This window comes from Phenylobacterium sp., from assembly GCF_041913825.1.
In the GTDB taxonomy this organism is placed as follows: Bacteria; Pseudomonadota; Alphaproteobacteria; order Caulobacterales; family Caulobacteraceae; genus Phenylobacterium.
The window spans coordinates 1-20637 of record NZ_JAYSEO010000017.1; the positions used below are offsets into that span (position 1 = coordinate 1).

The 20637-nt window shown below is 71.7% G+C and carries 31 protein-coding genes and 1 pseudogene; 13 read left to right on the forward strand and 19 right to left on the reverse strand.

The genetic code is table 11. The features are described 5' to 3' along the window. A pseudogene (locus tag ACE3Q8_RS14910) lies at positions 1–727 on the reverse strand (hypothetical protein); the annotation flags it as partial. Between the two features lie 178 nt (positions 728–905). Continuing rightward, positions 906–1169 (reverse strand): GlsB/YeaQ/YmgE family stress response membrane protein, encoded by a 264-nt coding sequence (locus ACE3Q8_RS14915; RefSeq protein WP_374471074.1) that lies wholly within the window; start codon positions 1167–1169, stop codon positions 906–908. A 100-nt stretch (positions 1170–1269) separates the two neighbouring features. On the opposite strand from ACE3Q8_RS14915, the gene ACE3Q8_RS14920 reads away from it, so the two are divergent. Then, on the forward strand, positions 1270–1443 hold the full coding sequence (locus ACE3Q8_RS14920; RefSeq protein ID WP_374471075.1) for a hypothetical protein: 174 nt from the start codon (positions 1270–1272) through the stop codon (positions 1441–1443). Positions 1444–1449: 6 nt separating this feature from the next. Here ACE3Q8_RS14920 and ACE3Q8_RS14925 read toward each other — a convergent pair whose 3' ends face one another. From ACE3Q8_RS14925 to ACE3Q8_RS14935, 3 genes are all read right to left on the reverse strand, one after another. Further along, positions 1450–2814, reverse strand: coding sequence for a sensor histidine kinase (locus ACE3Q8_RS14925; RefSeq protein WP_374471076.1), 1365 nt, complete (start codon positions 2812–2814; stop codon positions 1450–1452). Between the two features lie 83 nt (positions 2815–2897). Next, positions 2898–4109, reverse strand: coding sequence for a hypothetical protein (locus ACE3Q8_RS14930; RefSeq protein WP_374471077.1), 1212 nt, complete (start codon positions 4107–4109; stop codon positions 2898–2900). A 153-nt stretch (positions 4110–4262) separates the two neighbouring features. Further along, on the reverse strand, positions 4263–5060 hold the full coding sequence (locus ACE3Q8_RS14935) for a hypothetical protein (protein ID WP_374471078.1): 798 nt from the start codon (positions 5058–5060) through the stop codon (positions 4263–4265). Between the two features lie 73 nt (positions 5061–5133). Here ACE3Q8_RS14935 and ACE3Q8_RS14940 point away from each other — a divergent pair, with 73 nt between their 5' ends. The 4 genes from ACE3Q8_RS14940 to ACE3Q8_RS14955 all read left to right on the forward strand — a co-directional run bounded on the left by ACE3Q8_RS14940 (position 5134) and on the right by ACE3Q8_RS14955 (position 6082). Beyond that, positions 5134–5367 (forward strand): hypothetical protein, encoded by a 234-nt coding sequence (locus ACE3Q8_RS14940; RefSeq protein WP_374471079.1) that lies wholly within the window; start codon positions 5134–5136, stop codon positions 5365–5367. A gap of 68 nt (positions 5368–5435) precedes the next feature. Continuing rightward, entirely contained in the window at positions 5436–5567 is a 132-nt protein-coding gene (locus ACE3Q8_RS14945; RefSeq protein ID WP_374471080.1) for a hypothetical protein, read from the forward strand. Between the two features lie 136 nt (positions 5568–5703). Continuing rightward, a complete protein-coding gene (locus ACE3Q8_RS14950) occupies positions 5704–5850 on the forward strand; it encodes a hypothetical protein (RefSeq protein ID WP_374471081.1) in 147 nt (48 codons plus the stop codon). A gap of 64 nt (positions 5851–5914) precedes the next feature. Beyond that, positions 5915–6082 carry a hypothetical protein gene (locus tag ACE3Q8_RS14955; RefSeq protein WP_374471082.1) on the forward strand — a complete coding sequence of 56 codons (168 nt, stop codon included), beginning with the start codon at positions 5915–5917 and terminating at the stop codon, positions 6080–6082. A gap of 333 nt (positions 6083–6415) precedes the next feature. On the opposite strand, the gene ACE3Q8_RS14960 is transcribed toward ACE3Q8_RS14955, so the two are convergent. Beyond that, a complete protein-coding gene (locus ACE3Q8_RS14960) occupies positions 6416–6832 on the reverse strand; it encodes a response regulator (protein ID WP_374471083.1) in 417 nt (138 codons plus the stop codon). A 143-nt stretch (positions 6833–6975) separates the two neighbouring features. Here ACE3Q8_RS14960 and ACE3Q8_RS14965 point away from each other — a divergent pair, with 143 nt between their 5' ends. Then, positions 6976–7176, forward strand: a complete 201-nt coding sequence (locus tag ACE3Q8_RS14965; protein ID WP_374471084.1) for a hypothetical protein — start codon at positions 6976–6978, stop codon at positions 7174–7176. A gap of 146 nt (positions 7177–7322) precedes the next feature. Beyond that, positions 7323–7913, forward strand: coding sequence for a sigma-70 family RNA polymerase sigma factor (locus tag ACE3Q8_RS14970; protein ID WP_374471085.1), 591 nt, complete (start codon positions 7323–7325; stop codon positions 7911–7913). Positions 7914–8000: 87 nt separating this feature from the next. Here the strand turns inward: ACE3Q8_RS14970 and ACE3Q8_RS14975 are convergent, their stop codons facing one another. Continuing rightward, positions 8001–9029, reverse strand: a complete 1029-nt coding sequence (locus ACE3Q8_RS14975) for a Gfo/Idh/MocA family protein (RefSeq protein WP_374471086.1) — start codon at positions 9027–9029, stop codon at positions 8001–8003. After that, positions 9026–10000, reverse strand: a complete 975-nt coding sequence (locus ACE3Q8_RS14980) for a zinc-binding dehydrogenase (RefSeq protein ID WP_374471087.1) — start codon at positions 9998–10000, stop codon at positions 9026–9028. Before ACE3Q8_RS14980 ends, ACE3Q8_RS14975 begins: the two co-directional genes overlap by 4 nt. 212 nt (positions 10001–10212) lie before the next feature. On the opposite strand from ACE3Q8_RS14980, the gene ACE3Q8_RS14985 reads away from it, so the two are divergent. Then, entirely contained in the window at positions 10213–11193 is a 981-nt protein-coding gene (locus ACE3Q8_RS14985) for an aldo/keto reductase (protein ID WP_374471088.1), read from the forward strand. Here the strand turns inward: ACE3Q8_RS14985 and ACE3Q8_RS14990 are convergent, their stop codons facing one another. The 3 genes from ACE3Q8_RS14990 to ACE3Q8_RS15000 are packed head-to-tail and all read right to left on the reverse strand — an operon-like array spanning position 11194 to position 12248. Further along, on the reverse strand, positions 11194–11766 hold the full coding sequence (locus ACE3Q8_RS14990; RefSeq protein WP_374471089.1) for a hypothetical protein: 573 nt from the start codon (positions 11764–11766) through the stop codon (positions 11194–11196). Positions 11767–11796: 30 nt separating this feature from the next. Then, positions 11797–11991, reverse strand: coding sequence for a hypothetical protein (locus ACE3Q8_RS14995; RefSeq protein WP_374471090.1), 195 nt, complete (start codon positions 11989–11991; stop codon positions 11797–11799). After that, positions 11988–12248, reverse strand: coding sequence for a hypothetical protein (locus ACE3Q8_RS15000; RefSeq protein WP_374471091.1), 261 nt, complete (start codon positions 12246–12248; stop codon positions 11988–11990). Before ACE3Q8_RS15000 ends, ACE3Q8_RS14995 begins: the two co-directional genes overlap by 4 nt. Before the next feature lie 83 nt (positions 12249–12331). Here ACE3Q8_RS15000 and ACE3Q8_RS15005 point away from each other — a divergent pair, with 83 nt between their 5' ends. Both ACE3Q8_RS15005 and ACE3Q8_RS15010 read left to right on the forward strand, forming a co-directional pair. Then, the gene (locus ACE3Q8_RS15005; protein WP_374471092.1) at positions 12332–12976 is read left to right on the forward strand and encodes a S24 family peptidase; all 645 of its coding nucleotides are present in this window, start codon (positions 12332–12334) and stop codon (positions 12974–12976) included. A gap of 78 nt (positions 12977–13054) precedes the next feature. Further along, a complete protein-coding gene (locus ACE3Q8_RS15010; protein ID WP_374471093.1) occupies positions 13055–13609 on the forward strand; it encodes an SOS response-associated peptidase in 555 nt (184 codons plus the stop codon). Here ACE3Q8_RS15010 and ACE3Q8_RS15015 read toward each other — a convergent pair. Continuing rightward, positions 13587–13994: a hypothetical protein gene (locus ACE3Q8_RS15015; RefSeq protein ID WP_374471094.1), complete on the reverse strand. Its 408-nt coding sequence runs from the start codon at positions 13992–13994 to the stop codon at positions 13587–13589. The two genes, ACE3Q8_RS15010 and ACE3Q8_RS15015, sit on opposite strands and share 23 nt — an antisense overlap. A 129-nt stretch (positions 13995–14123) precedes the next feature. Here ACE3Q8_RS15015 and ACE3Q8_RS15020 point away from each other — a divergent pair, with 129 nt between their 5' ends. Beyond that, positions 14124–14348, forward strand: coding sequence for a hypothetical protein (locus ACE3Q8_RS15020; protein WP_374471095.1), 225 nt, complete (start codon positions 14124–14126; stop codon positions 14346–14348). Between the two features lie 16 nt (positions 14349–14364). On the opposite strand, the gene ACE3Q8_RS15025 is transcribed toward ACE3Q8_RS15020, so the two are convergent. The 3 genes from ACE3Q8_RS15025 to ACE3Q8_RS15035 are packed head-to-tail and all read right to left on the reverse strand — an operon-like array spanning position 14365 to position 16219. Further along, positions 14365–14976 carry an AAA family ATPase gene (locus ACE3Q8_RS15025; RefSeq protein WP_374471096.1) on the reverse strand — a complete coding sequence of 204 codons (612 nt, stop codon included), beginning with the start codon at positions 14974–14976 and terminating at the stop codon, positions 14365–14367. 3 nt (positions 14977–14979) lie between these two features. Next, a complete protein-coding gene (locus tag ACE3Q8_RS15030; RefSeq protein ID WP_374471097.1) occupies positions 14980–15345 on the reverse strand; it encodes a hypothetical protein in 366 nt (121 codons plus the stop codon). Positions 15346–15394: 49 nt separating this feature from the next. Next, positions 15395–16219 carry a LytTR family DNA-binding domain-containing protein gene (locus ACE3Q8_RS15035; RefSeq protein ID WP_374471098.1) on the reverse strand — a complete coding sequence of 275 codons (825 nt, stop codon included), beginning with the start codon at positions 16217–16219 and terminating at the stop codon, positions 15395–15397. A 107-nt stretch (positions 16220–16326) separates the two neighbouring features. Between ACE3Q8_RS15035 and ACE3Q8_RS15040 the strand changes: the two genes are divergently transcribed. After that, positions 16327–17502, forward strand: coding sequence for an acyltransferase family protein (locus ACE3Q8_RS15040; RefSeq protein ID WP_374471099.1), 1176 nt, complete (start codon positions 16327–16329; stop codon positions 17500–17502). Here the strand turns inward: ACE3Q8_RS15040 and ACE3Q8_RS15045 are convergent. From ACE3Q8_RS15045 to ACE3Q8_RS15055, 3 genes are all read right to left on the reverse strand, one after another. After that, entirely contained in the window at positions 17499–17705 is a 207-nt protein-coding gene (locus ACE3Q8_RS15045; RefSeq protein WP_374471100.1) for a DUF3126 family protein, read from the reverse strand. The two genes, ACE3Q8_RS15040 and ACE3Q8_RS15045, sit on opposite strands and share 4 nt — an antisense overlap. 72 nt (positions 17706–17777) lie before the next feature. Beyond that, positions 17778–18608 (reverse strand): serine O-acetyltransferase, encoded by an 831-nt coding sequence (gene cysE / locus ACE3Q8_RS15050; RefSeq protein WP_374471101.1) that lies wholly within the window; start codon positions 18606–18608, stop codon positions 17778–17780. A gap of 30 nt (positions 18609–18638) precedes the next feature. Continuing rightward, on the reverse strand, positions 18639–19253 hold the full coding sequence (locus ACE3Q8_RS15055; RefSeq protein WP_374471102.1) for an NUDIX domain-containing protein: 615 nt from the start codon (positions 19251–19253) through the stop codon (positions 18639–18641). A gap of 77 nt (positions 19254–19330) precedes the next feature. On the opposite strand from ACE3Q8_RS15055, the gene ACE3Q8_RS15060 reads away from it, so the two are divergent. Next, complete coding sequence (locus ACE3Q8_RS15060) at positions 19331–19942, forward strand: nitroreductase (protein ID WP_374471103.1); 612 nt, start codon at positions 19331–19333, stop codon at positions 19940–19942. 147 nt (positions 19943–20089) lie between these two features. On the opposite strand, the gene queF is transcribed toward ACE3Q8_RS15060, so the two are convergent. Beyond that, a complete protein-coding gene (gene queF / locus ACE3Q8_RS15065; protein WP_374471104.1) occupies positions 20090–20545 on the reverse strand; it encodes a preQ(1) synthase in 456 nt (151 codons plus the stop codon). Positions 20546–20637 lie beyond the last annotated feature (92 nt).

Below are 20637 nucleotides of genomic sequence, written 5' to 3' on the forward strand. Positions count from 1 at the left end.
GCGGAGGCGGCGGCGGCGGCGGCGGCGGCGGAGGCGGCGGCGGCGGCGGCGGCGGGTTGTGCCCGTGACCGTTGCCATGGCCGGGGCCAGCGCCGTGGCCCTGGCCCTGGCCTTTCACGAGGTTCAGCAGCGCCTGCATCAGGCCGCCGAGCGGGCCCTTCCCGTCGCGCGACGCGTCCTGCGCCGCCTCCTGCATCTTCAGGAGGACGGCCATCACGGCGGACGACAGGCGCTCGTTACGGCCCGGCCGGGTCGCGTCGGCGTCGGCCGGCTTCGGCGCCTGCTCCCTGGTCTCGACGGGCCGGATCTCCGGCGCAGGGGCGGGCGTGGGCGCGGGCGTGACCGGCGCAGCATCCGCGGGCTTCGTCGCGGCGGGCGGGGTGGATATGGCGGGCGGGGTTGGAACCGGCGTCGTGGCCGGCTTGGCCGGCGGCGGGGTGTTGGCGGCGGCCTTCGCGGCCTCCGCCTTCTCCTTCAGCTCCTGGACGATGTCGGCGGCGGCCTTGGCGGCCTCGGCGGCGAGCTGGGCCACCGTCGCCGCGCTCAGAGACGGCGAGGCGGGCGCCGGCACGCTCGCCGGCTTGGTGTCCGCGGTCTTGGCCGGCGCGCTGGCCGGCGCGGGCGTCGGCGGCGTCTGCGCCCGCGCCTTCTTCTTGGCCTCGATCTCTTTGATCGCGGACAGGGCCGCATCCATCGGGTTCACCACCCGGGCCGAGCCGACAGCCATCACCAACCACCATTGTTCTGTTTTGGCGGGAGGTAGGGCCGCTATGCTTTCGGACTCGCGAAGGGATATCCTTAGCGCGCGATTTATTTCGCGGCGTCAGCGGCTTGCCCGAGGCCGGACATGCGAACCCCCGCGCCCGTCGCCGGGTCGCGGGGGCCGCGGGATCGTCCGTCGGGACCTAGTGCAGCGCCCGGCGGCGGCCGGTGAACAGGCCCAGCAGGAACAGCAGCAGGATGGCGCCGCCGGTGGCGACGAGCAGGCTGCCGATGATGCCGCCGAACTCGATATCCAGCATGTTGGCGATGAAGGCGCCCAGGAACGCGCCGACGACGCCCACCACCAGGTTCGTCAGGATCCCGTGGTTACGCCGCATCACCTTCTCGGCGATCCACCCGGCCAGGATGCCGATGATGATCGCCATGATCAGTCCTACGCCACTCATTTGCGTTCTCCTCAGGTGTCGTTGACCTCCCAATGCGGATCGCCGTTCGCGGTTGCGCTGGTAACGAGGAGTTAAGCGTCGGCGTGGGATAAGCCGGACCATGTCGCTGAACGTCCAGCCCGTGACCTTCTTCCCGGTCCCCCCGGTCCGGCCGGTCATGCTCGACCGCGACCAGCTCGCCGAGAAGAGCGCCCGGTCCGAGGCTCCGGCCCAGGCGCCCGCGCGTCAGCTCACCGGCCAGGCCACGGGCCGGCTCGTCGACATCCGCGTCTGATCTGACCTAGAGCCGCGCCGACAGATCGAACCGGACCCCGTCCGGCGCGAAGGTCGTGTGCGCCTCGCCGCCCAGGTCCCCCTTCGCCAGGGCCGCGATCAGCCGCGAGCCGAAGCCGCGGCGGCCGGGCTCCTGCACCGGGGGCCCGCCGGCCTCGGTCCAGCACAGCGCCAGGGTCCCCGCCTCCGCCCGCCAGCTCAGCGCCACCCGCCCCTCCGGCGCGGAGAGCGCCCCGTACTTGGCGGCGTTGGTGGCGAGCTCGTGCAGGATCAGCCCGATCGCCTGGGCCTGGGCCGCGGAGAGGCAGGCGCGCGGCCCTTCGATGCTGACCCGTCCGCGGAAGGCGTCCAGCTCCCGCGCCGCCAGCACCGACAGCTCCGCCCCCGTCCAGGCGTTCGACGTCAGCACGTCGTGCGTCCGGGCGAGCGCCACCAGCCGTCCCTCGAAGTCGGCCTTGAACGACGCCAGGTTCCGCGCGCTGCGCGCCGTCTGCGCCGCCATCGACTGCACGGTCGCCAGGTTGTTCTTCACCCGATGGTTCAGTTCGGCCATCATCAGCGCCTGCCGCTCGCGAGCGGCCACCTCCTCGGTGATGTCCTGCACCGTGCCCAGCACGTGGGTCGGCTGGCCGTCGGCCCCGAACAGCACCTGGCCCGAGCCGCGCACCCAGCGCTGGCTGCCGTCGCCGGCGGTCGTCCGGTGCTCGGTCACGTAGCGGCCGCCGTTCTCGCCCTTCAGCGCCGCCTGGTAGGCCGCCCGCATCGCCGGCGCCTCGTCGGGCCGCAGCCGCGCCACATAGGTGGCGTAGTCGATGGGCGTGTCCGGCCCCACGCCGAACAGCTCGCGGGTCCGGGCGTCCCAGGTCACCGCGTCGCGCACCAGGTCGTACTCCCAGAGGCCGAGCCCCCCGGCGCTCAGCGCGATCTGCAGCCGCGCGCCCTGCCGCTCGGCCTCGAGCTCCGCCGCCTTGCGGGCGCTGATGTCGATCAGCACGAAGGAAACCCGCGGCGCGGACCCCGGGATCGGCGAGAAGGTCCCCAGGAACCAGCCGCTCGGCCCGCCGCGCAAGGCGAACTCATATTCCCGGGTGACCGTCCGCCCGCTCTCCCAGCAGTGACGCAGGGTGCGCAGCCGCTCGCGGATCTGCGCCTCGCTCAGCCCCAGCTCGCGGCCGCGCCGTCCGGTCAGCCCGTCGCGCGGCAGGCCGTAGAAGGCCGCCGTGTTGCCGTTGGCGATCACGTAGCGGTAGTCGTCGTCCAAGAGCTCGAACACGCCGGCCATCACGTCGGCGGCCTCGAACACCGCCTTCAGCAGCGCCGCGCCGCCGGCGTCGGTCCACGGATCGTCGAGGGCCTGGTCGGGCGCGGTCACGGGCGGGCTCCAGAGCGGGCCGGCGACCTCACACCAAGCCGCCCGGCTTGGCAATGCGGCCGAAACGCCGTTCGCGATCCGGCTCAGGCCATCCAGCTCAGCGGCCCGGGCTCCAGCCGCCGCGTCGCCGGCCGGCGCGCCGCCTCGCCGCCGCGGCGGTTGGCCGCGAACTCGCCGAAGGCGTCGGCCCCGTGGCTGGCGTCGTCGTGCAGCGGCCCGGTGTAGACCCGCGTCGCCCGGTTCCATCGCTTGCGGTAAGCCCGCAGCCGGTCGAGCCCCTGGGCGCACTTCTCGGCGTCGAACCAGGTCATCGGGATCATCGTCCGCGCCGCGTTGATCCGCTCCTCCGGGTCCATGGCCACCCCCACCGAGATCGGTCGCACGCCCAGGCCGCTCAGGGTCTCGTACCGGCTGCGTCCCGCCGCCCCGAGCTCGCGCACCATCACGTCGTGCGGCAGGTGGTGCGCGCCATAGACATACGGCTTGTCCTGCAGGGCCTGGCGCACGATCGAGTCCAGCCCCTCCCCGGCCGTCTCGAAATAGTCGATGGCCCGCACCTCGCGCCCCACCTGCTGGAAGAACCAGATGCAGGTGTAGTCGTCGATCCCCAGGTCCCAGGCGGTGTCGACCTTCAGCGCCGGGTCGAACGGCACGCGGCCGATCCGTCCCTGGGCGTCGGCCTCCCTGAGCGCGCTGCCGAAGTAGCTGCCCGGCACGGCGGCGCTGAAGTCCACCAGGTATTCCGAGGCGAACCGCGCCTCGCCCTCCTCCACCGACCCCAGTTCGGCGATCAGCTCGGTGCGCTCCCGCTCGAGCTGCTCGGGCGTGAAGACCCCGGTCTCCCGGGCCGAGGCCTGGATGGTCAGCCACTCGTCCGGCCGCAGCTTGCGGCTCTCGAAGGCGCGGGTGGCGTGGTTCAGGCCGCGCGGCGTCCACAGGAACAGCGCCCAGCCGCCGTTCTCGGCCAGGATCGGCCGCAGGTAGGCCCAGGCGTCCGGCTTCGCCAGCGACCACTCCGAGAACACCACGCCCACCGGCGGCGAGCCCACAAGGCTGTTGTAGTTGTCCGAGCCCGCGAGCTGCCAGATCGAGCCGTTCTTCAGCTCGATCTTCATGTCCCCATGCCAGCGCTTATGGCGCACCTCGCGCGGGAAAGCCTCGTCGATGCGCCGCTTGCCCGTGTGCGGGTTCACCGCGTCCCAGATCGCCTTCTTCGCCTGCGCAGCCTCCGGCAGCAGGTGCCAGTAGGTGCCCTGCCGGGCCATGGCCGCGGCCGCCGCCCAGTTCAGCGCCACCTCGTCCTTGCCCCCGGTGGGCGGCCACGTCGGCGCGCAGGCAGCCGCCCTGCAGGCTCTCCCACAGCCGCTCCTGGTGCGGCCGCGGCTCCCAATGGCCGACCACCCGGGTGACGCGCTCGCCGGCCGGCGCCCGCCTGCCGCGCGGCGCGCTCATCGGGCGACTTCCTGGACGGTGTCGATGGCGGCCATGTAGCTGCTGCCGTCCTCGCGGTAGATCCGCTCGAACCGACGGATCACGAAGGTCTGCACTTGGCCGCCGTCGCCGTCGGCGCCCTTGCCGCCCGGACCGAAGCGGGCGCGGTCCATCCGCTCGGCGCAATGCAGGAGGGTGGAGACCTTCAGCTTGTCCGCCTGCACGGTGGCGGCGGTGGCGTCCATCGCCACCTCCACCGCCTGCTCGAACCGCGCCTCCGCGCCCGCCCGGCGGGCCTCCTCGACGGCCTCGAAGAACTCCGGGTGCTTCTCGCGCCAGCGGTAGAAGCTTCGATAGGAGGGCATGTCCGCCCCGCGGCAGACCTTGACCCAAGACTCCCCCGAGGCCAGCCGCTCGCAGATCGTCTCCGCCAGCTTCTTCGAATAGAACACGTGGGTCATGCTGCCGTCCGCCTTGCGGGGCCGGCGGCGATCCTTGGTCTTCGGCGCGACCTCTCGCTCCTTCATGGGGTCTCCTTCGATCAGGTGCAGGTTGCAGGGCAGGTCACCGCCGCCCTCGGCGGCGATCTCGCGGGCCTGGGCCAGGGCCTCGGCGAAGGCCGGACGCTTGTCCCGCCAGGCGTAGAGGGTCGCGAAGGCCGGCATCCGGCCGCGACCGGCGATCCGGCGCCACGCCTCCCCTGCGGCGATGCGCCGGCAGATCTCGGTGGCCAGCTCGGGCGTGTAGCAGGCGCGGATCACGCGGCCGGCGATGCGGGGGCGGCGCGCCGGTGGCTTGTGGGTGCGTTTGGGCATGGCTGTCCGCCGCCAGGGGCGGCGCTCCTGTCGGGTCGCGGATGGATTTCCGCGCGTCGGTCGTTGGATCTCGATGTCTCGGCCGTTAGCGGCCTTCGCTCACCGCACGGACGCACGGGTGCAGGACTTCACGCTCTACGGCCTCGACGAGAAGGGGACGGTCGTCTCCGCCGAGCATATCGTCGTGCCGGGTGTCGCCGAGGCCATCGCCCTTGCCCGCGGCCGCCTGGCCCGCTTCCCACGCATCGAGGTCTGGCAGGAGTCCGTCTGCGTCTACCGCGGGCCGAAGACCGGCGACGGAACCTAGGTCCCATCAAGGGACCAATTTCCGACCGGGTAAGTAGCACCAGCCGCGTGCGTGCGGGTTCAGCCGCCATGAGCGGACCGGTTCCCCAGATCCTGCTGCCCTGGCTCCTGTTCCTGGGTCTCTTCGCAGTCCTGCTGGCTGGCTGCGTCTGGGCCGCCGTCATCGACGGCCGCCGCGCGCGTCGGGCGTGGTACCGATAGCACATTGCGCGATCCGCCTACGTCACCGTAGGAACCTCGTCCCCGCGCCTGCTCTTTTGACAGCGCGCGAGAGAATCCGGCATTTCCGCTGCAGGATCGAACGCGCAGGAGCCGTGTCCTGTCCCTCACCCAACGGATGAAGACGCCCGAACAATTGCTCTCCGAAGCTGAGGAAGCCGAACGCATGGCGGCGGTCGTGAGCTACCGGAAGGACAAGGAAGCCTTGCTTCAGCGCGCTGCGGAACTGCGCCGCGCCGCGGAGGCCGCGCGCAAGCGGCGCTGACGTCCAAGGACCGTTCGCCGCAACCTCGCACCCTGCTCAGGTGTTTCACTGGCAGATGTCCCGCGTGTCCGACGAATCTCATACCTTGCCGCCCCAGGACGACGGGGACGCCACCCTGGCCGATCTGCGCCGCCAGCTCGAGGCCGTGAAGCGTCGCATGGAGGAGCATCGGCTGCAGATGCGCGCCGCGGGCCTCGCTCCCAACGAGGCGCCGGAGCCGCCCGCCGGCTGATCCGCGGCGCTCGCCCGCGCCCGGCTACCTTCCGTTCACTCTCGCCTTTCACGGCATCTTCACCCCGACGCGGCCAGGTTGCGCGTGGACACCACAGGGTTGAGGGGCGCGATGGCGTCGGAATGGCTCGTCGAAGTCTGCTGCCGATCCTGCGGCGCGCCGGTGTCGGCCCCCGTGAGGGCGATCGACGGGGCCGCCAGCCTGCCCTGCCCCCACGCCGCCTGCGGTGGTCATGCTGTCTTGCCGCCGGACATCGCCGAGACGGCTCGGCTCCTCTTCGAGGAAAGCCGGCGGCGCCTCCAGGCTGCGGCCGCCGCGGCCGTCTGAGGCCGATCAGCCGGCCGAGGCCTGGGCTTCGCCCTTGTCCCAGCCGCGCGACAGCACGCCCGGGCTGGACAGGTGCCCGAGGATGTCTGCGGCCAGTTCGCTGACCTTCAGCGGTTTGCGCAGCGTCAGGCTCTGCGGCGCCGCATGCTGGCGCATCTCGATGTCGTAGGCGGTCATGTAGATGACCGCCAGGCTCGGCTGGATGGCGCGCGCGGCGCGGGCGACGTCGAAGCCGGTGGTTCCTTCCCCAAGGTTGATGTCGGTGACCAGGGCGTCGAACGGCAGGGCCGAAGCGTCGCGCAGCGCCGCATAGGCTTCCTTGTCGCTCTTCGCGGTCGTCACCCGTGCGCCGCGCTGCTCCAGCGCAGCCGCGATCATCTCGCGTTCGTTCGCCAGGTCTTCGACCAGGAGGATGTGCGGCAACTTGGAACCCCAACTGCAGATCGCGCGAACCGCCCCAACGCACGTCACCGGTCAAGGTTCCGCGCCGATCTCGTTCGGAGCACCGGAACCGCCGCGGCTCGCCCCCCGTTGGCCTGGGGACCACTGCAACGAGAGATCACGCCATGAGCCAGGGCCCGGACACCCACGATACCTCTCAGAACCAGGAAGGCGGCCGCCGCGGCGAGCCCCGCCACGAGGGCGGCGCGGACAAGGACGGCCACCTCTCTCCCCAGATCGACGTCAAGGACGGCACGTCCGAGGGCGGCGGCCAGATCGCCCAGGACAGCCAGCAGTCCTCCGGACAGGGCATGGGTCAGACCTGAGCCCGCCGAGCGCGTCGGCGCAGGCTTCCAACCTGCGCCGATCCTCTCACAAACGCGCGCGCAGGTCAAGAACATAACGTGAACTTCCGCCCGATCGGGAACCAAGCTCGGCCGTGCCGCGTTACGCCGCCCGAAAGGGGGGCCAGATGAGCCAAAGATCGACCCGCGTCCGCGACGACTTCGAGGCCGCGCTGCTGGACTCTGTACCGTTCATGCGCGCGTTCGCCCGGACCCTCTGCCACGACACCGACCAAGCCGAGGACCTCGCGCAGGAAACGCTCGTCAAGGCGCTGTCCTGCCGTCACCAGTTCCAGCCGGGCACCAACCTGCGCGCCTGGCTCTCCACCATCCTGCGCAACCGCTTCTACTCCGGCCAGCGCCGCCTGCGCTGGCGCGGCGAGTACGACGCCGAGGCCATGGAACGCACCCTTGTCGCCCCCGACGACCCCTCCGTGACCGTCGAGCTCGAGGACGTCCGCCGGGCGCTGTCCATGCTCCCGGACTTCCAGCGCGAGGCCCTGATCCTCGTGGGGGCCGGCGGCATGAGCTACGACGAGGTCGCCCAGATCGCCGGCTGCCCGGTGGGCACCGTCAAGAGCCGCGTCCGCCGCGCCCGCGACGAGCTGACCTCGATCCTCTTCGAGGGCCGCACCACCCCGCAGGCCAGCGCCCCCGCCCCGCTCGAGGCCATCGTGGACGACTTCGACCGCCTGCGCCGCGGCCGCAACGCGGCCTGACGCCCCCGACACGGCCCCAAACAAGAACGGCGGCGGAGCTCCAGGCTCCGCCGCCGTTTTCTTGCCCGCCGAGATCAGGCGGCCGCGTCAGCGGCCGTAGATGCGGTCCAGCACGCGCGCCGCGTCCACCAGGCGATCGGCCGCCCGATCGAACCGCGCGCCCGCCGCAAGCCGCTGCGCCCAGTCCGCCGCCGCACGGCCGCCCCACGCGTCGGGCGCGGTGGCCAGGGTCTCGCGCGACGTGCCGCGGTACCGCTCGGCCGTGAAGTCGTAGAACGATCCGCCGACGTTCTTCAGCGCCGCGCCACCCTGGGTCCCGTAGAACGACGCCTCTATGATCGCGTCGCAACCGGCCTGCAGCCGCCACGAGCAGGCGAGCCGCACCGCCGCGCCGCTGGCGAGCTCGAGCGTCGCCACGGCGTAGTCCTCCACCCGGTCGGTACGCCCGGCCAGGGGCTCGCCGCCCGTGAACAGCTTGCTCGAGACCTCCGTCACCTCCGGGAAGTCCAGGGCCCAGAGCGCCAGGTCCACCAGGTGGACGCCCAGGTCCATGACGCACCCGCCGCCCGAGAACTGCGGATCGTAGAACCACGCCTTGTCCGGCCCATAGGCGTTGTGGAAGACGAGGTCGACCGCGTGCACCCGGCCGAGGTCTCCGGACTGCAGCACCTCGCGGATCCGCTGCATGCCCTCGGTGAAGCGGTAGGAGAGGTCCACGGCCAGCAGGCGGTCGGCGGCGCGCGCGGCGTCCACCACGGCCTCCACTTCCGCGGCGGTGCGGCCCAGGGGCTTCTGGCAGAACACCGCCGCCCCGGCGGCCAGGGCGCGGATCGACTGTTCGGCGTGCAGGGCCGAGGGCGTGGCGATCACCACCCCATCGACGCCAGCCGCCAGGATCTGGTCGAGATTGGTCAACTGCTTGGCGTCCGGCGCGAGCTTGCCGGCCTCCGCCGCCATCTCCGGAGACGGGTCGGCGACCGCGGCGATTTCCACGGCGCCGGTCGCGGCGATCGCCTCCATCCGGTGGCGGCCGATCCAGCCCACGCCCAGGAAGCCGATGCGCGGCTTCACCGTCTGCGCCGTCGTCGCCGGCTTCGCAGCCAGGGTTTCGCTCATCGGAAGATCACCAGGGCCTTGAGGAAGCCGTCGGGCCGGTCGCGGGTCGCGTTCAGCGCCTCGTCCAGCCGCTCCAGCGGGAAGGTGTGGGTGTAGAGCGAGCCCGGGTCGAGCCGGCCCGAGGCCACGGCGTCCACCGCGTCCCGGATCCCCTGGGCATAGACCTCGGGATCCCGCTCATGAGCGTTGATCACGTCGAGGCCGCGCCAGTTCCAGAGCTGCATGTTCACCTGCCGCGGCCCGTCCTGATGGTAGCCGGCGATGATCAGCTTGCCGCGCTCCTTGGTGAGCTCGGCGGCGAGGTCCAGCGGCCACTGTTTCCCGACCGCCTCGATGACCCTGTCGCAGAACACGCCGCCGGTCAGCTCGCGCACCCGCTCGATGATCTTCCAGTGGTCGTCCATCGGCACGACCTCGGCCGCGCCGTAGTCCTTCGCCACGTCCAGCGAAAACGGCCGCCGCGAGATGGCGATCACGCGCGCACCGGCGTCGGTGGCCAGCCGGGTCAGAATCGCACCGAGGAAGCCGATGCCGACGATCGCCACCGTCTGGCCCGCCTGGATGTCCGCGCGCCGGAAGATGTTCATGGCGCAGCCCAGCGGCTCGCCCGGGAACGGCTTGCCGTCCAGCTCGGCGGGCAGTTTCACGATCGCGCCCACGTCCGCGATGTCCCACTCGGCGTAGCTCTTGTGGCTGAGCGCCGCGACGCGCTCGCCGACCGCGAAGCCTTCGACGCCCTCGCCGACCGCATCGATCACCCCCCAGCCCTCGTGGCCCAGCGCGCCGGGCTCCGTGGGGAAGGTCATCCACTCGGGCCCTTCCCAGGGCGTCAGGTTCGAGGCGCAGACGCCGCACCCTTCCAGGCGCACGCGCACCTGCCCGGGGCCGGGCTGCGGCAGGGCCACCTCGTCCAGCTCGATCCTGCCCGGTCCCGCCACCACGGCGGCCCGCATCACAGGCTTGTCGGCCACGGCCACGCTCATCGCCCCACCCTCACGCTGCATCGACCATCGGGAGGCGCGGCATGCGAACGCGCGCCCACGCCAAGCGGCGTGTGCAGGCGTCGACGGTGACGGCATCTCCCACGTGGGGAACAACTACTTAGGTGGAGCTTGGTTCCTCCCCCCCGCGCCCTTGACCCGGTGGCCGGCGCGGGCTTTCTCGCCCGTCACGGAGGACACACATGGACAAGCGTCGCCTGGGCCCGTTCGAGGTGTCCGCCATCGGGCTTGGCTGCATGAGCCTGTCTCACGCCTACGGCTCGCCGCCGCCCCGCGAGATCGCCGAGCAGGTGCTGCTTGGCGCGCTCGACGCCGGCTACACCTTCTTCGACACCGCGGCCGTCTACGGCATGGGCCACAACGAGACCCTGGTGGGCGAGGTCCTGGGCGGCCGGCGCGGCGAGTTCGTCCTGGCGTCCAAGTGCGGCCTCACCAACGGCGACCGGCGCGAGATCAACGGCCGGCCCGAGGTCCTGAAGGCCACCTGCGAGGCGAGCCTGAAGCGCCTGCGGACCGACGTTATCGACCTCTACTACCTCCATCGCTGGGACAAGGCCGTGCCCATCGAGGAGAGCGTCGGGGCGCTGGCCGACCTGGTCCGCGAAGGCAAGATCCGCACGATCGGTCTGTCGGAAGTCTCCGCCGTGACGCTCCGCAAAGCGCACGCGACACACCCGATCACGGCGCTGCAGACCGAGTACTCGCCCTGGACCCGCAACCCCGAGATCGCGGTCCTGCAGGCTTGCCGCGAGCTCGGCGTCACCTTCGTGCCCTTCTCTCCCGTGGGCCGCGGGTTCCTGGCCGGCGGCGTCCGCGACCCCGCCGCCCTCGAACCGGGCGACATCCGCCTCGGCATGCCGCGCTTCCAGGGCGAGAACTTCCGGAAGAACCTGGACCTCCTCGCCCGGTTCGAGGCGCTTGCCGACGAGGCCGGCTGCACGCCCGCCCAGCTCTGCCTCGCTTGGCTGCTGGCCCGGGACGAGACGGTCGTGCCGATCCCCGGCACCGCCAATGCCGCCCACATGCGCGAGAACGCCGCCGCCGCCGGCCTTCGCCTGCCGCAAGGCATGGTCGAGAGAGTGGATGCGGTGGTGAACGCCCACACGGTGGCCGGCCACCGCTACAGCGAGGCCCTGCAGGCCTCCATCGACACCGAGGGCTGATCAGCCGGCCAGGATGTCGAGGGCGACCTTGAGCACCGCCTCCAGGCGCGCGCCGTCCCGCTCGCCGCCGGCCGCCTCGCGGGGCGTCATCTCCTGCCCGCAGCAGAGGTCGCAGGCGCCCACCAGGTCGGCCTGGTCCATGAGGCGCCGGCGGTAGCCCGCAAGGGTGTCGGCGGCGTGGCGGCGCCCTCGCGCCATGGCGACCAGCACCGAAAGCGGCGGCCCGCCCTGCGCGCTTCCTCCCGGCTGCACCTCCAGGGTGGAGACGATCTTGGGCCCGGCCTCGGCCCGCCGGAAGGCTTCGCCGTAGCGAAGGCCGGCCTGCACCTGCCGCTCGGTCAGCCGCCCCTTCCGGGCCAGCCACTCGAGGCCGGTCTGGCGGCGGTAGGGCTTCTCCCGTGCGCCACGCGCCGCCGGCGCCTTCACGATCGCCGCGCCGCGGCGCCTGGACAGCCCCACGGTCTCGGCGACGCCGTCGGCCACCGCGCGCGCCTCGGCTCGCGCCTTCTCCCGGCGCTCCAGCATCTCCAGCCGGCCGCGGGTCTCGCGCGCCGGATCGAACGGTTTTCCCATGCTTTGAACTCTCGACGGGGTTTGGGGACGTCAGCGGGAGCCGCGGGCGACGACGGCGTCCGCCAGGCGGTAGACCGCCTCGCCCGCCGCCCGGTCGCCCTCGATCACCACCAGGCCGGCGGCGGTGTGGGCCAGGAGCTCCATCAGGAACTTCGCCCGGTCGGCCGGCGGCCGCTTGGCCAATGCGCCGGCCACCACGGCGGCGGCGTCCTGGCGCTCGCTCATCGGGACCGGTCCGGCATGGCCGGATAACCGCCCTGGGCCAGAACCTGGCCCACGTGCAGATCGTGGTGCGCGAACCGCGGCCGCATGGCGTGGTGTCCGCCGCCCGCCCGGCGGATGAACGACCGTTCCAGACGTAGGGCGACGTCACGGTCCAGGCCGAGCTGCACGCTGGCGACGCCCGGCGGGGAGCCGCCGTGACGGAGCGCGGCGTAGGCGGCGCTCGCGGAAGTGGAAGGGTTGGGGCTGCATGTCGTCATACGCGAACTGTATGTTACCTACAGCGGTTGTGCCAAGGAAAAATGTAGGTTATCTACAGCGCCAATCGGCCGCAGGATTTTGGATGGAAGACCGCTCCCAGAGGCTCCGCGAGGCCCGGCTGGCCAAGGGCTTCGAGACCGCCGCCGCCGCGGCGGACGCCTTCGGCTGGAACCGCAACACCTACGCCTCCAACGAGAACGGCAACGCCCCCTTCTCCTATCGGCGGGCCAAGGAGTACGCCCAGGCGTTCGGCGTCCGGCCCGACTGGCTCTACGACGCCGCCGGCCCCATGCGGCCGACCGCCGAGCCTGGCTTCGTGCCGATCATCGGCCGCGTGGGCGCCAATCCGGACGGAACGGTTCTCTTCGCCACCGGTCAGGACCCGACCGACCTCGCGCCCATCCCGCCTGGCGGCACCGAGAAGGCCGCCGCCCTGCTGGTGGTGGGCCACTCCATGCGCGGCGTCGCCGACGACGGCGCCCTGATCTATTTCGAGGACCAGCGCACCCCGCCGACGCCGGACATGCTCGGCCACGTGGTGGTCGTCGAGGTCGACACCGACGAGGTGCTCGTGAAGCGCCTGCTGCGCGGCTCGCGTCCCGACCGCTTCGACCTGGAGAGCGTCGCCGGCCCAACCCGCCACGACGCCCGCCTGCGCTGGGCCGCCCACATCACCGCGATCATCCCGCCCTACCAGGCCCGCCGCATCATCCGCGGCGCCGCCTGACATAGCCTGATCGCGGCTTGCGATGTAGATAATATACACCATGGACGCCGCCTGTCCGGGGGTCTTATCTGCCCGGCCATGTGTAACGAATACCGCTTCAAGCAGTCCCTGGACCGCATCGCGCAGGAGTTCAGCGCGCTGAAGCTGCCGCTGCACTGGCTCGGCGGCGCCCCCAACCTCGAGCCCCGGGACTCCATCCGCCCCACCGACCCTGCCCCGATCGTCGTCGGCGGGCCCGACGGCGCCGAGCTGAAGCAGCTCCGCTGGGGCTTCGTCCAGCCGAACCGGCCGCCGGTGATCAACTTCCGCTCGGAAGGCCGCCGCTTTCCCAACGGCCGCTGCCTGATCCCCGCCGACGGCTTCTACGAGTTCACGGGGAACACCCGGCCGAAGTCCAAGTGGCTGTTCGAGCGCGCCGACGACCTCGAGCTGTTCTGCATCGCTGGCCTCGTGCGCGAGGACCGCTTCACCATGCTGACCTGCGAGCCTGGGCCGGACATCGCGCCCTACCACGACCGGCAGATCGTGATCCTGCACCGCCGCCACTGGGCCGACTGGCTGGGTCCGGCCGAGGCTCAGCCCTCGCTCGGCCCGCTGCCGGCGGGCAGCCTCAAGGTGACCCAGGTCCGCTGACCGCCTTGGGTGCGCAGCGGCGGAAGTCGCCTGCCTTGCAGGCCGCCACCTGCGCCTGCCAGTGGCCGTACGCCCTCCGGTACTCGGCCGCCTGCGCCTCGTGCTGCGCGAGCCCCGCCTCGTAGGCGGCTTTCGCTCGAGCATAGTCCGCGAGCGCGGCGTCGTAGGCCTTCTGCGCCGCGTCGTTCCGGGCGGCGATCTCCGCATTGCGCCGGTTCAGCTCGACGTTCAGGGCTTCGCTGCGACGGTCCTGCTCCGCGATCTCGGCATCGCGCGCGAGCTTTGCCGCGATCTCGTCGAGAGGGGCCGCCGACGGCTGCGACGGCTGGGCGGCGGCGGATCCCGCCGCCAGCCAGGCGGCGAGAAGGGCGGTGGCGATGCGCATCGGGACCTCCAGGCTTGGGCAAGCTTCACCGTGGGGCCCCGGCGGCGCCTTGATCTGCCGCAAGCAGGAGGGGTGTCCGACCGCCCCGAACGCCCTTAGCCTGTCTCGACCGGCGGCGGAGAGACCCCTATGCGCACGGCCCTGATCGTCCTGGCGGCCGCCCTACCCCTCGCCGGCTGCGCCCAGAGCTACGACGCGCTCGAACGGCTCAACCATGACCTCTGCGCCCGCAAGCCCACGCCGGACTGCCAGGACAACGGCTATGTCCGCGCCGGCGCGCGCGTCGCCGAGCCCGGCGAGTTCGACGGACCGCCACCCGAGAGCGGCGACCTGGGAGACCCGCGGGCGCCCTAGCGGCTGGGCCCGCCCGCTACACCGCCCGTGGTCCCAGGTCGGGGCCATAGAGCTCCCGCGCCCAGGCGGGGAGGTCCGGCGCCACGGCCAGGGGCCGGCCGGCGCGGAACTGGATCAGGCGCCTGGGCGGGCGGCCGAGCACGCTGTTGTCGAACACCATCCCCACATCGGCCATCAGCGCGGCCTGCCGGATCAACGCCGGATTGCGGGCATAGCGACCGCGGATGTTGGCTTCCGGCACAGGATGGCCGCCGCGGGCCTCGCGCTCCGCCACCCGCGCCACGGCCTGGTCTGCGGACTGCAGGCCGAGGTGGTAGACGATGATCTCATAGCCGAACTCCCGGGCGCGGCCGAGCAGGTCCAGCTTGGAGGGGTGCGAAAAGGTCGTCTCCACGACGAGGCTCCGGCCGGCCCGCATCAACGCGTCGCGCCGCGCCTCTGCCAGCCGCTGGCCCAGCGTGGCGTCCTCGCGGCTCTCGGCGTGACGGCCGAGCTCGGCGAGGACCAGGCGGTCGGGATTGACGAACTCGGCGTCGGTCATCCGGTGGATGCGCGCCTCGTACAGCGTGGTCTTGCCCGCCCCATTCGGTCCCGCCAGCAGGTGGAACGCCGGCCGGGCGTCCGTCACCGATTAGCCGATCTTCCGCAGGCGGCCACCCTCGCGCCGAACGCTCCGCCCCTTGTCGTCAAGGCCGACGGCGCCCTCGCGGCCGCCGAGCTCGGCGTAGTGGGCCTCGGTTTCGGCGTCCCAGGGATCCCCGAACTGGACGAAGAAGGCGTCCCGTTCGGCGGCGTTCATGGCGTCGAAGCTCAGCCGGCCCTGCAGCGCCTCGCGCACGCGGTCGACGCCGACGCCCGGCGCGGCCTCGAACATCCGACCGAGCCGCGCCCAGTGCTCCACCTGCGCGCCAAGGGAGCGATTGAACACCTCGGCTTCCCGACGGGCCTCGTCGAGGAAGTCGGCGGAGAGTTTGACCGATGCGTGGCGCGGGGCCATGACGCGGACTCCTTAGCTGGTGTCAAAATGCCACCAGTTTGGCGCGGTTTCAAGGACTCCGGGGCGAGGTCTCGCCTAGCGCCTCCCGCAGCGCGTGCAGCGCCTCGGGGAAGCGACGGGAGAGCGGCGCGGAGAGCCCGCTCGCGAGCGTCACGGCGTGGTCGCCCGAGCCGGTCGGCGCGAGCCCTGTGACGCATTCGCCCCGCACCAGCCACGAGCGGTGGGTGCGCAGGAAGCCATGCGGGCGAAGCTCGGCCTCGGCGGCCGACAGCGTCGTCCTCACCAGCGGCCTCCGACCGTCTGCCAGCTTCAGCTCGACGTAGTTGCCGCACGCCTCGGCGGCTTCCACCGCCTCGGCGGGGAAGCGCGTCCAGCGGCTGCCGTCGCGAAGCCGGATCTCGGCCGGGGGCAGGTCGGCGGGCGTCCTCCCGCGCGGCGGCGCCAGCCAGGCGATGGCGCCCAGCAGCACGTAGCTGATCACGTCCTTGCGGTACTCGTAGATCCAGTCGCGGGCGAAGTCGAAGTCGTAGCGCTCGCCGGCCAGGCTCCAGAGCAGATGCCGGACGCCCACCATCAGCAGCACGTGCGCCGCCGACCAGACCAGGGTGCCCGCAGCGTGAAGGGCGAGAAACTTCGGCCAGCCCAGCCGCGCCGGCCGCAGCCGGGCAAGCGGCGCGAAGATCAGGAAGGCCAGCAGGATGGCCAGCCCGCTGCTGTACTCGTAGGCTGACGCGTCCAGGGCCGAGATGGCCTTGCCGGCACGCTCGGCGTCGTGGAGCTGGCTCAGCACGTTGACGGTGTTCACCGCCGCAATGGCCCCGGCGGCGAGCGCCACGGCCCGGCCGCTCGTCCCACGCCGCCAGCCGTTCGTCATGGCCGACAGCCGTTCGTCCCGGGCGGCCCTCCGGACGTCCCGAAATGGCTTCCCGCCCGCGGCGGGGTCAGGGGATGACGCGCTGTCGTCCACGCCCAAGGCCACCGATGTCCACCGCTCCCTCCGACCGCCGCGCCGATCTGGACTGGATCCGCGTCGGCGCCTTCGCCCTCCTGATCCTCTACCACGTCGGCATGTTCTACGTGACCTGGGACTGGCACGTGAAAAGCCCCCGCGCCAGTCACGCCCTCGAGCCGCTGATGGTGCTCACCAATCCTTGGCGGCTCACCCTGCTGTTCTTGGTCTCGGGCGCGGCCACCCGCTTCATCTTCGACAAGCAGCCCAGGGCCAGCGGCCTGGCGGGGACGCGTACCGCGCGGCTGCTGCCGCCGCTGTTGCTGGCCGTGTTCGTGGTCGTGCCGCCGCAGTCCTACTATGAGATCCTCGAGCAGGCGCCGCAGTTCGCCCTCCCCGGGCCCGCCTTCTACGCGCGCTACGTCACCGCGTCCGGGAACTGGTGCGACGCCGGTGGCTGCCTGATCACGCCCACCTGGAACCACATGTGGTTCGTGGCCTACCTGCTGGTCTACAGCCTGCTGCTGAGCGCCGCCCTCGCGGCCTGGCCCCGGCTCGGCGAGCGGATCACTCGCCTGCTGGACCGCACGCCCCCGTGGGCCTTCCTGCTCGCCCCCATGGCGGTCTTCGCCCTGCTGCGACTGACTTTGCAGCCGGTGTTCGGCTCAACCCATGCCTTGGTGGACGACTGGTACGAGCACCCGATGAACCTCTTCGCCCTGCTGCTCGGCTACGGCTACGCGAAATCCGACCGCGCCCGGGCGAGCGCGATCTCCTTGCGCTGGCCGGCGCTCGGCCTGTGGCTGATCGGCTGGGCGGTCTACGCCAGCTACGTCGCCGGGCTGGCTCAGCCGACGCCGCAGGTCAGGCCGCTCATTCCCTTGGTGTTCGCGCTCCAGCAGTGGTCGGCGATCGTGGCGGTGCTGGGCTTCGGCGCCAGGCACCTGACCCGCGGCGGACCGGCGCTTCGCTACCTGACGCTGGGCGTCTTCCCGTTCTACCTGGTCCACCAGACGATCATCGTCCTGGCCGGACACCATCTGGCGAAGCTTAGCCTGCCGATCGGGCTTGAGGGGGCGCTGCTGGTGGGGATCACCGCCGCCGGCTGCTGGGCCACCTACGAGGTCGCGCGCCGCAGCGGGCCGCTGTCGGTCTGGTTCGGGCTCAAGCCGGAGCGCGGGCCCCGGCTCGCGCCCGCCGCCGCTTAGGGCAGATCCTCGGCGAGGATGGCCATCTCGAACATGTAGGAGCCGTCCTCGTCCTCGTCCTGGAACACGACACCCACGAACTCCTCGCCGACGTAGACCTCGCAGGAGTCCTTCTGCTTGGGCCGCGGCACGAGCTTGATGCGCGCATTGGCGAAGGTCCCGCGCAGGTGGCCTTCGATCTTGCGGATAGCCTTCTCGTCCACGCCCAACGCTCCAGGATCTCGGGGTAAATCGGTTCGGCGCGAACCTAGCCGGTCGGGCGCGGAACGGAAACCTCAGATCACGTAGTCGTACACAGCCTCGGCGAGCGTGTGGTCCATGCTCCGCGCCGGCTCGTCGCAGGTCGGGCAGTTGACCAGGCGGGCCGGCACGCCGGCGGCGGTGCAGTGGGCCGGCACCGGCTTCAGCACCACCGACCCGGAGGCCACCTTGGCGTAGTCGCCGACCTTGATGTTGCCGAGCACCTTGGCGCCGGCGCCCAGCAGCACGCCCTTGCCGATCTTCGGATGGCGGTCGCCGCGCTCGGCGCCCGTGCCGCCCAGGGTCACGCCCTGCAGCATGGAGACGTCGTCGCCGATCACCGCCGTCTCGCCGATGACGATCCCGGTGCCGTGGTCGATGAACACGCCCTTGCCGATGACGGTGGCCGGATGGATGTCCACCTGGAAGATCTCGCTCGAGCGGCTCTGCAGGTAGAAGGCGAGCGTCTCGCGGCCCTGCTTCCACAGCCAGTGCGACACCCGCTGGGTCTGGAGCGCCTGAAAGCCCTTGAAGAACAGGAACGGCTGGACGTAGCCCTTGCACGCCGGGTCCCGCTCGAACACCGCCCGCAGGTCGGCCTCCGCGGTCTCCACCAGCTCCGGTTCGCTGGCGTAGGCCTCCTCGGCGATGTCGCGGATGCTCATGGCGCGCAGCTCCTGGTCGCCGAGCTTCCTGGCGAGCTGGTACGACAGCGCGTCGCCGAGGTTCTTGTGGTTGAGGATGACCGCGGCCAGCAGGCTGGCCAGCGCCGCCTCGCTCTTCGAGGCCGCGTAGGCTTCGTTGCGGAGGGCGGCCCAGACCGGCGGCGGCGCAGCCGGGTCGATGACTTCGAAGCGTTGGCTCATGGCGTCCTCCCGACCCATTGGCCGTCTCCCCTATCCTAGCATGGCGCGCGACAGATCGCGCGGCAGGGCCCCTTCACGCGCCATATGGTAAGCCCGGAGCAGCATCGCCACTGTAAGCACGTCCTGCAGATGCCCGGCCAGGGCGGCGTCCAGCGCCTCCCGGAAAGGAACGCGGGCCATCACCAGTTCCTCGGTGTCGTCGGCCGCGTGCCCGTCCGTGCTCTCCGAGAGCCCCCACGCGACGAAGCCGACCGCCCGCTCGTCCGTGATCGAGTTGGAGAGCTGGGCACGCAGCACCTCCTGCCAGTGCGCGGCCTGGAGGCCGGTCTCCTCCGCCAGCTCGCGCTTGGCGCTCTCCAGCGGGTCGACGTCCAGCTTGCCGCCGCCCTCGGGGATCTCCCAACTGTAGTCGGCGAGCGCGAACCGGTTCTGCCCGACCATCACCACCGTACCGTCGTCGTGCAGCGGCAGGACCGCCATGGCGAGATTCTTGAAGCTGACGACGCCATACACCGCCGGACGGCCGGTGGGCGCGACGGCGTCGTACTCGGTGACGCGGATCCAGGGGTTGTCGTAGACCAACCGGGCCTCGCCCCTGCCCCACGGCTTTCCATGCGCCCGCAGCCAGTCCGGTTTTTGCGACATGTTCTCAACTGGCCTTGCGGTTGGCGCGAGCCAACCCATAAACAGAGGCCGCCCGCACGCTCAAGACAGGACCGCCCTTGACCGACCGACTGCCGCCCGCGCCCGAGTTCGGCGCCCCGATCCCGCTCCGCCGCACGCCCGAGGTGCTGGAGTTCCTGTCCCTGCGGCGCTCGACGCCCGCGGTGACCCTGATGGAGCCCGCCCCCTCCGCGGAGGACCTCAACGCCATGCTGCGCGTCGCGGCGCGGGCGCCTGACCACGGCAAGCTCGCGCCCTGGCGGTTCGTGATCCTCGACACCGCGGCCAAGGCGGAGTTCGCGCGCCGGTTGGAGGCCTTGGCCGAAGCGCGGGGCGACGCCCCTGCGGCCGCCAAGCTGGGCAAGCTGAAGGCCCCGCCCATGGCGGTGGCGGTGGTCTCGTCGATCCGGGCTTCGGCCATCCCCGAGTGGGAACAACTGCTGTCGGCCGGGGCGGTGTGCACCAACCTCCTGAACGCCGCCCTCGCCATGGGCTACGGCTGCAACTGGATCACCGACTGGTACGCCTACGACACCGAGGCCACGGCCATCCTCGGCCTTGCCGGCGGCGAGCGGGTGGCGGGCTTCATGCTGATGGGGACCGCCAAGGAGCCGCCGCTCGAGCGGGAGCGGCCGGACGTCGGCGCCCTCACCTCCCGCTGGGCGGGCTGAACCCGGCCCAAAGCCGAAACGCCAGAAACACGACGGCCGGACGGCGCACGCGCCATCCGGCCTGAGGTGACACGCCCGAGGAGAGTTGGGCGTCGACGAGTATAGGCGGGCTTAAACTGTTTGGAAACCCTGCAGACCGTCGCGGCCTCAGCCCCGACCGCGGTACGGCTGCACCCCCTGGTCAGGGAGCCACAGCCCCTCGGGGACTGGACCGCTCTGCCAGAAGACGTCGATCGGGATGCCGCCGCGCGGATACCAGTAGCCGCCGATGCGCAGCCACTGCGGCGCAAGCTCCGCCACCAGCCGCCGGCCGATCGCCACGGTGCAGTCCTCGTGGAAGGCCCCGTGATTGCGGAACGATCCGAGGTAGAGCTTCAGGGACTTGGACTCCACCAGCCAGTCCTTCGGGACGTAGTCGATCACCAGGTGCGCGAAGTCGGGCTGGCCGGTGACCGGGCAGAGCGAGGTGAACTCCGGCGCGGTGAAGCGCACGAGGTAGGCCGTGTCGGGATGCGGGTTCGGCACGCGCTCCAGGACGGCGGCCTCGGGGCTCTCGAAGCCCCGCACGTCGCGCCCGAGCTGGCTCAGGTGGGTCTCTTCCATGAGGGCCGTCCTAATCCCTCCCGCGGCTCGCGGCAAAGGGCGGTTGCGCCCCAGGGGCTCAGTCCGGGCTGGCGAAGCTAGCGGACGGCTCG

Coding starts and splice junctions, on each gene's coding strand:
- ACE3Q8_RS14915 (WP_374471074.1), bottom strand. CDS start 1,169: ATGAGTGGCGTAGGACTGATCATGGCGATCATCATCGGCATCCTGGCC.
- ACE3Q8_RS14920 (WP_374471075.1), top strand. CDS start 1,270: ATGTCGCTGAACGTCCAGCCCGTGACCTTCTTCCCGGTCCCCCCGGTC.
- ACE3Q8_RS14935 (WP_374471078.1), bottom strand. CDS start 5,060: ATGCCCAAACGCACCCACAAGCCACCGGCGCGCCGCCCCCGCATCGCC.
- ACE3Q8_RS14940 (WP_374471079.1), top strand. CDS start 5,134: ATGTCTCGGCCGTTAGCGGCCTTCGCTCACCGCACGGACGCACGGGTG.
- ACE3Q8_RS14945 (WP_374471080.1), top strand. CDS start 5,436: ATGAGCGGACCGGTTCCCCAGATCCTGCTGCCCTGGCTCCTGTTCCTG.
- ACE3Q8_RS14950 (WP_374471081.1), top strand. CDS start 5,704: ATGAAGACGCCCGAACAATTGCTCTCCGAAGCTGAGGAAGCCGAACGC.
- ACE3Q8_RS14965 (WP_374471084.1), top strand. CDS start 6,976: ATGAGCCAGGGCCCGGACACCCACGATACCTCTCAGAACCAGGAAGGC.
- ACE3Q8_RS14970 (WP_374471085.1), top strand. CDS start 7,323: ATGAGCCAAAGATCGACCCGCGTCCGCGACGACTTCGAGGCCGCGCTG.
- ACE3Q8_RS14975 (WP_374471086.1), bottom strand. CDS start 9,029: ATGAGCGAAACCCTGGCTGCGAAGCCGGCGACGACGGCGCAGACGGTG.
- ACE3Q8_RS14985 (WP_374471088.1), top strand. CDS start 10,213: ATGGACAAGCGTCGCCTGGGCCCGTTCGAGGTGTCCGCCATCGGGCTT.
- ACE3Q8_RS14990 (WP_374471089.1), bottom strand. CDS start 11,766: ATGGGAAAACCGTTCGATCCGGCGCGCGAGACCCGCGGCCGGCTGGAG.
- ACE3Q8_RS14995 (WP_374471090.1), bottom strand. CDS start 11,991: ATGAGCGAGCGCCAGGACGCCGCCGCCGTGGTGGCCGGCGCATTGGCC.
- ACE3Q8_RS15000 (WP_374471091.1), bottom strand. CDS start 12,248: ATGACGACATGCAGCCCCAACCCTTCCACTTCCGCGAGCGCCGCCTAC.
- ACE3Q8_RS15005 (WP_374471092.1), top strand. CDS start 12,332: ATGGAAGACCGCTCCCAGAGGCTCCGCGAGGCCCGGCTGGCCAAGGGC.
- ACE3Q8_RS15010 (WP_374471093.1), top strand. CDS start 13,055: ATGTGTAACGAATACCGCTTCAAGCAGTCCCTGGACCGCATCGCGCAG.
- ACE3Q8_RS15015 (WP_374471094.1), bottom strand. CDS start 13,994: ATGCGCATCGCCACCGCCCTTCTCGCCGCCTGGCTGGCGGCGGGATCC.
- ACE3Q8_RS15020 (WP_374471095.1), top strand. CDS start 14,124: ATGCGCACGGCCCTGATCGTCCTGGCGGCCGCCCTACCCCTCGCCGGC.
- ACE3Q8_RS15030 (WP_374471097.1), bottom strand. CDS start 15,345: ATGGCCCCGCGCCACGCATCGGTCAAACTCTCCGCCGACTTCCTCGAC.
- ACE3Q8_RS15035 (WP_374471098.1), bottom strand. CDS start 16,219: ATGACGAACGGCTGGCGGCGTGGGACGAGCGGCCGGGCCGTGGCGCTC.
- ACE3Q8_RS15040 (WP_374471099.1), top strand. CDS start 16,327: ATGTCCACCGCTCCCTCCGACCGCCGCGCCGATCTGGACTGGATCCGC.
- cysE (WP_374471101.1), bottom strand. CDS start 18,608: ATGAGCCAACGCTTCGAAGTCATCGACCCGGCTGCGCCGCCGCCGGTC.
- ACE3Q8_RS15055 (WP_374471102.1), bottom strand. CDS start 19,253: ATGTCGCAAAAACCGGACTGGCTGCGGGCGCATGGAAAGCCGTGGGGC.
- queF (WP_374471104.1), bottom strand. CDS start 20,545: ATGGAAGAGACCCACCTGAGCCAGCTCGGGCGCGACGTGCGGGGCTTC.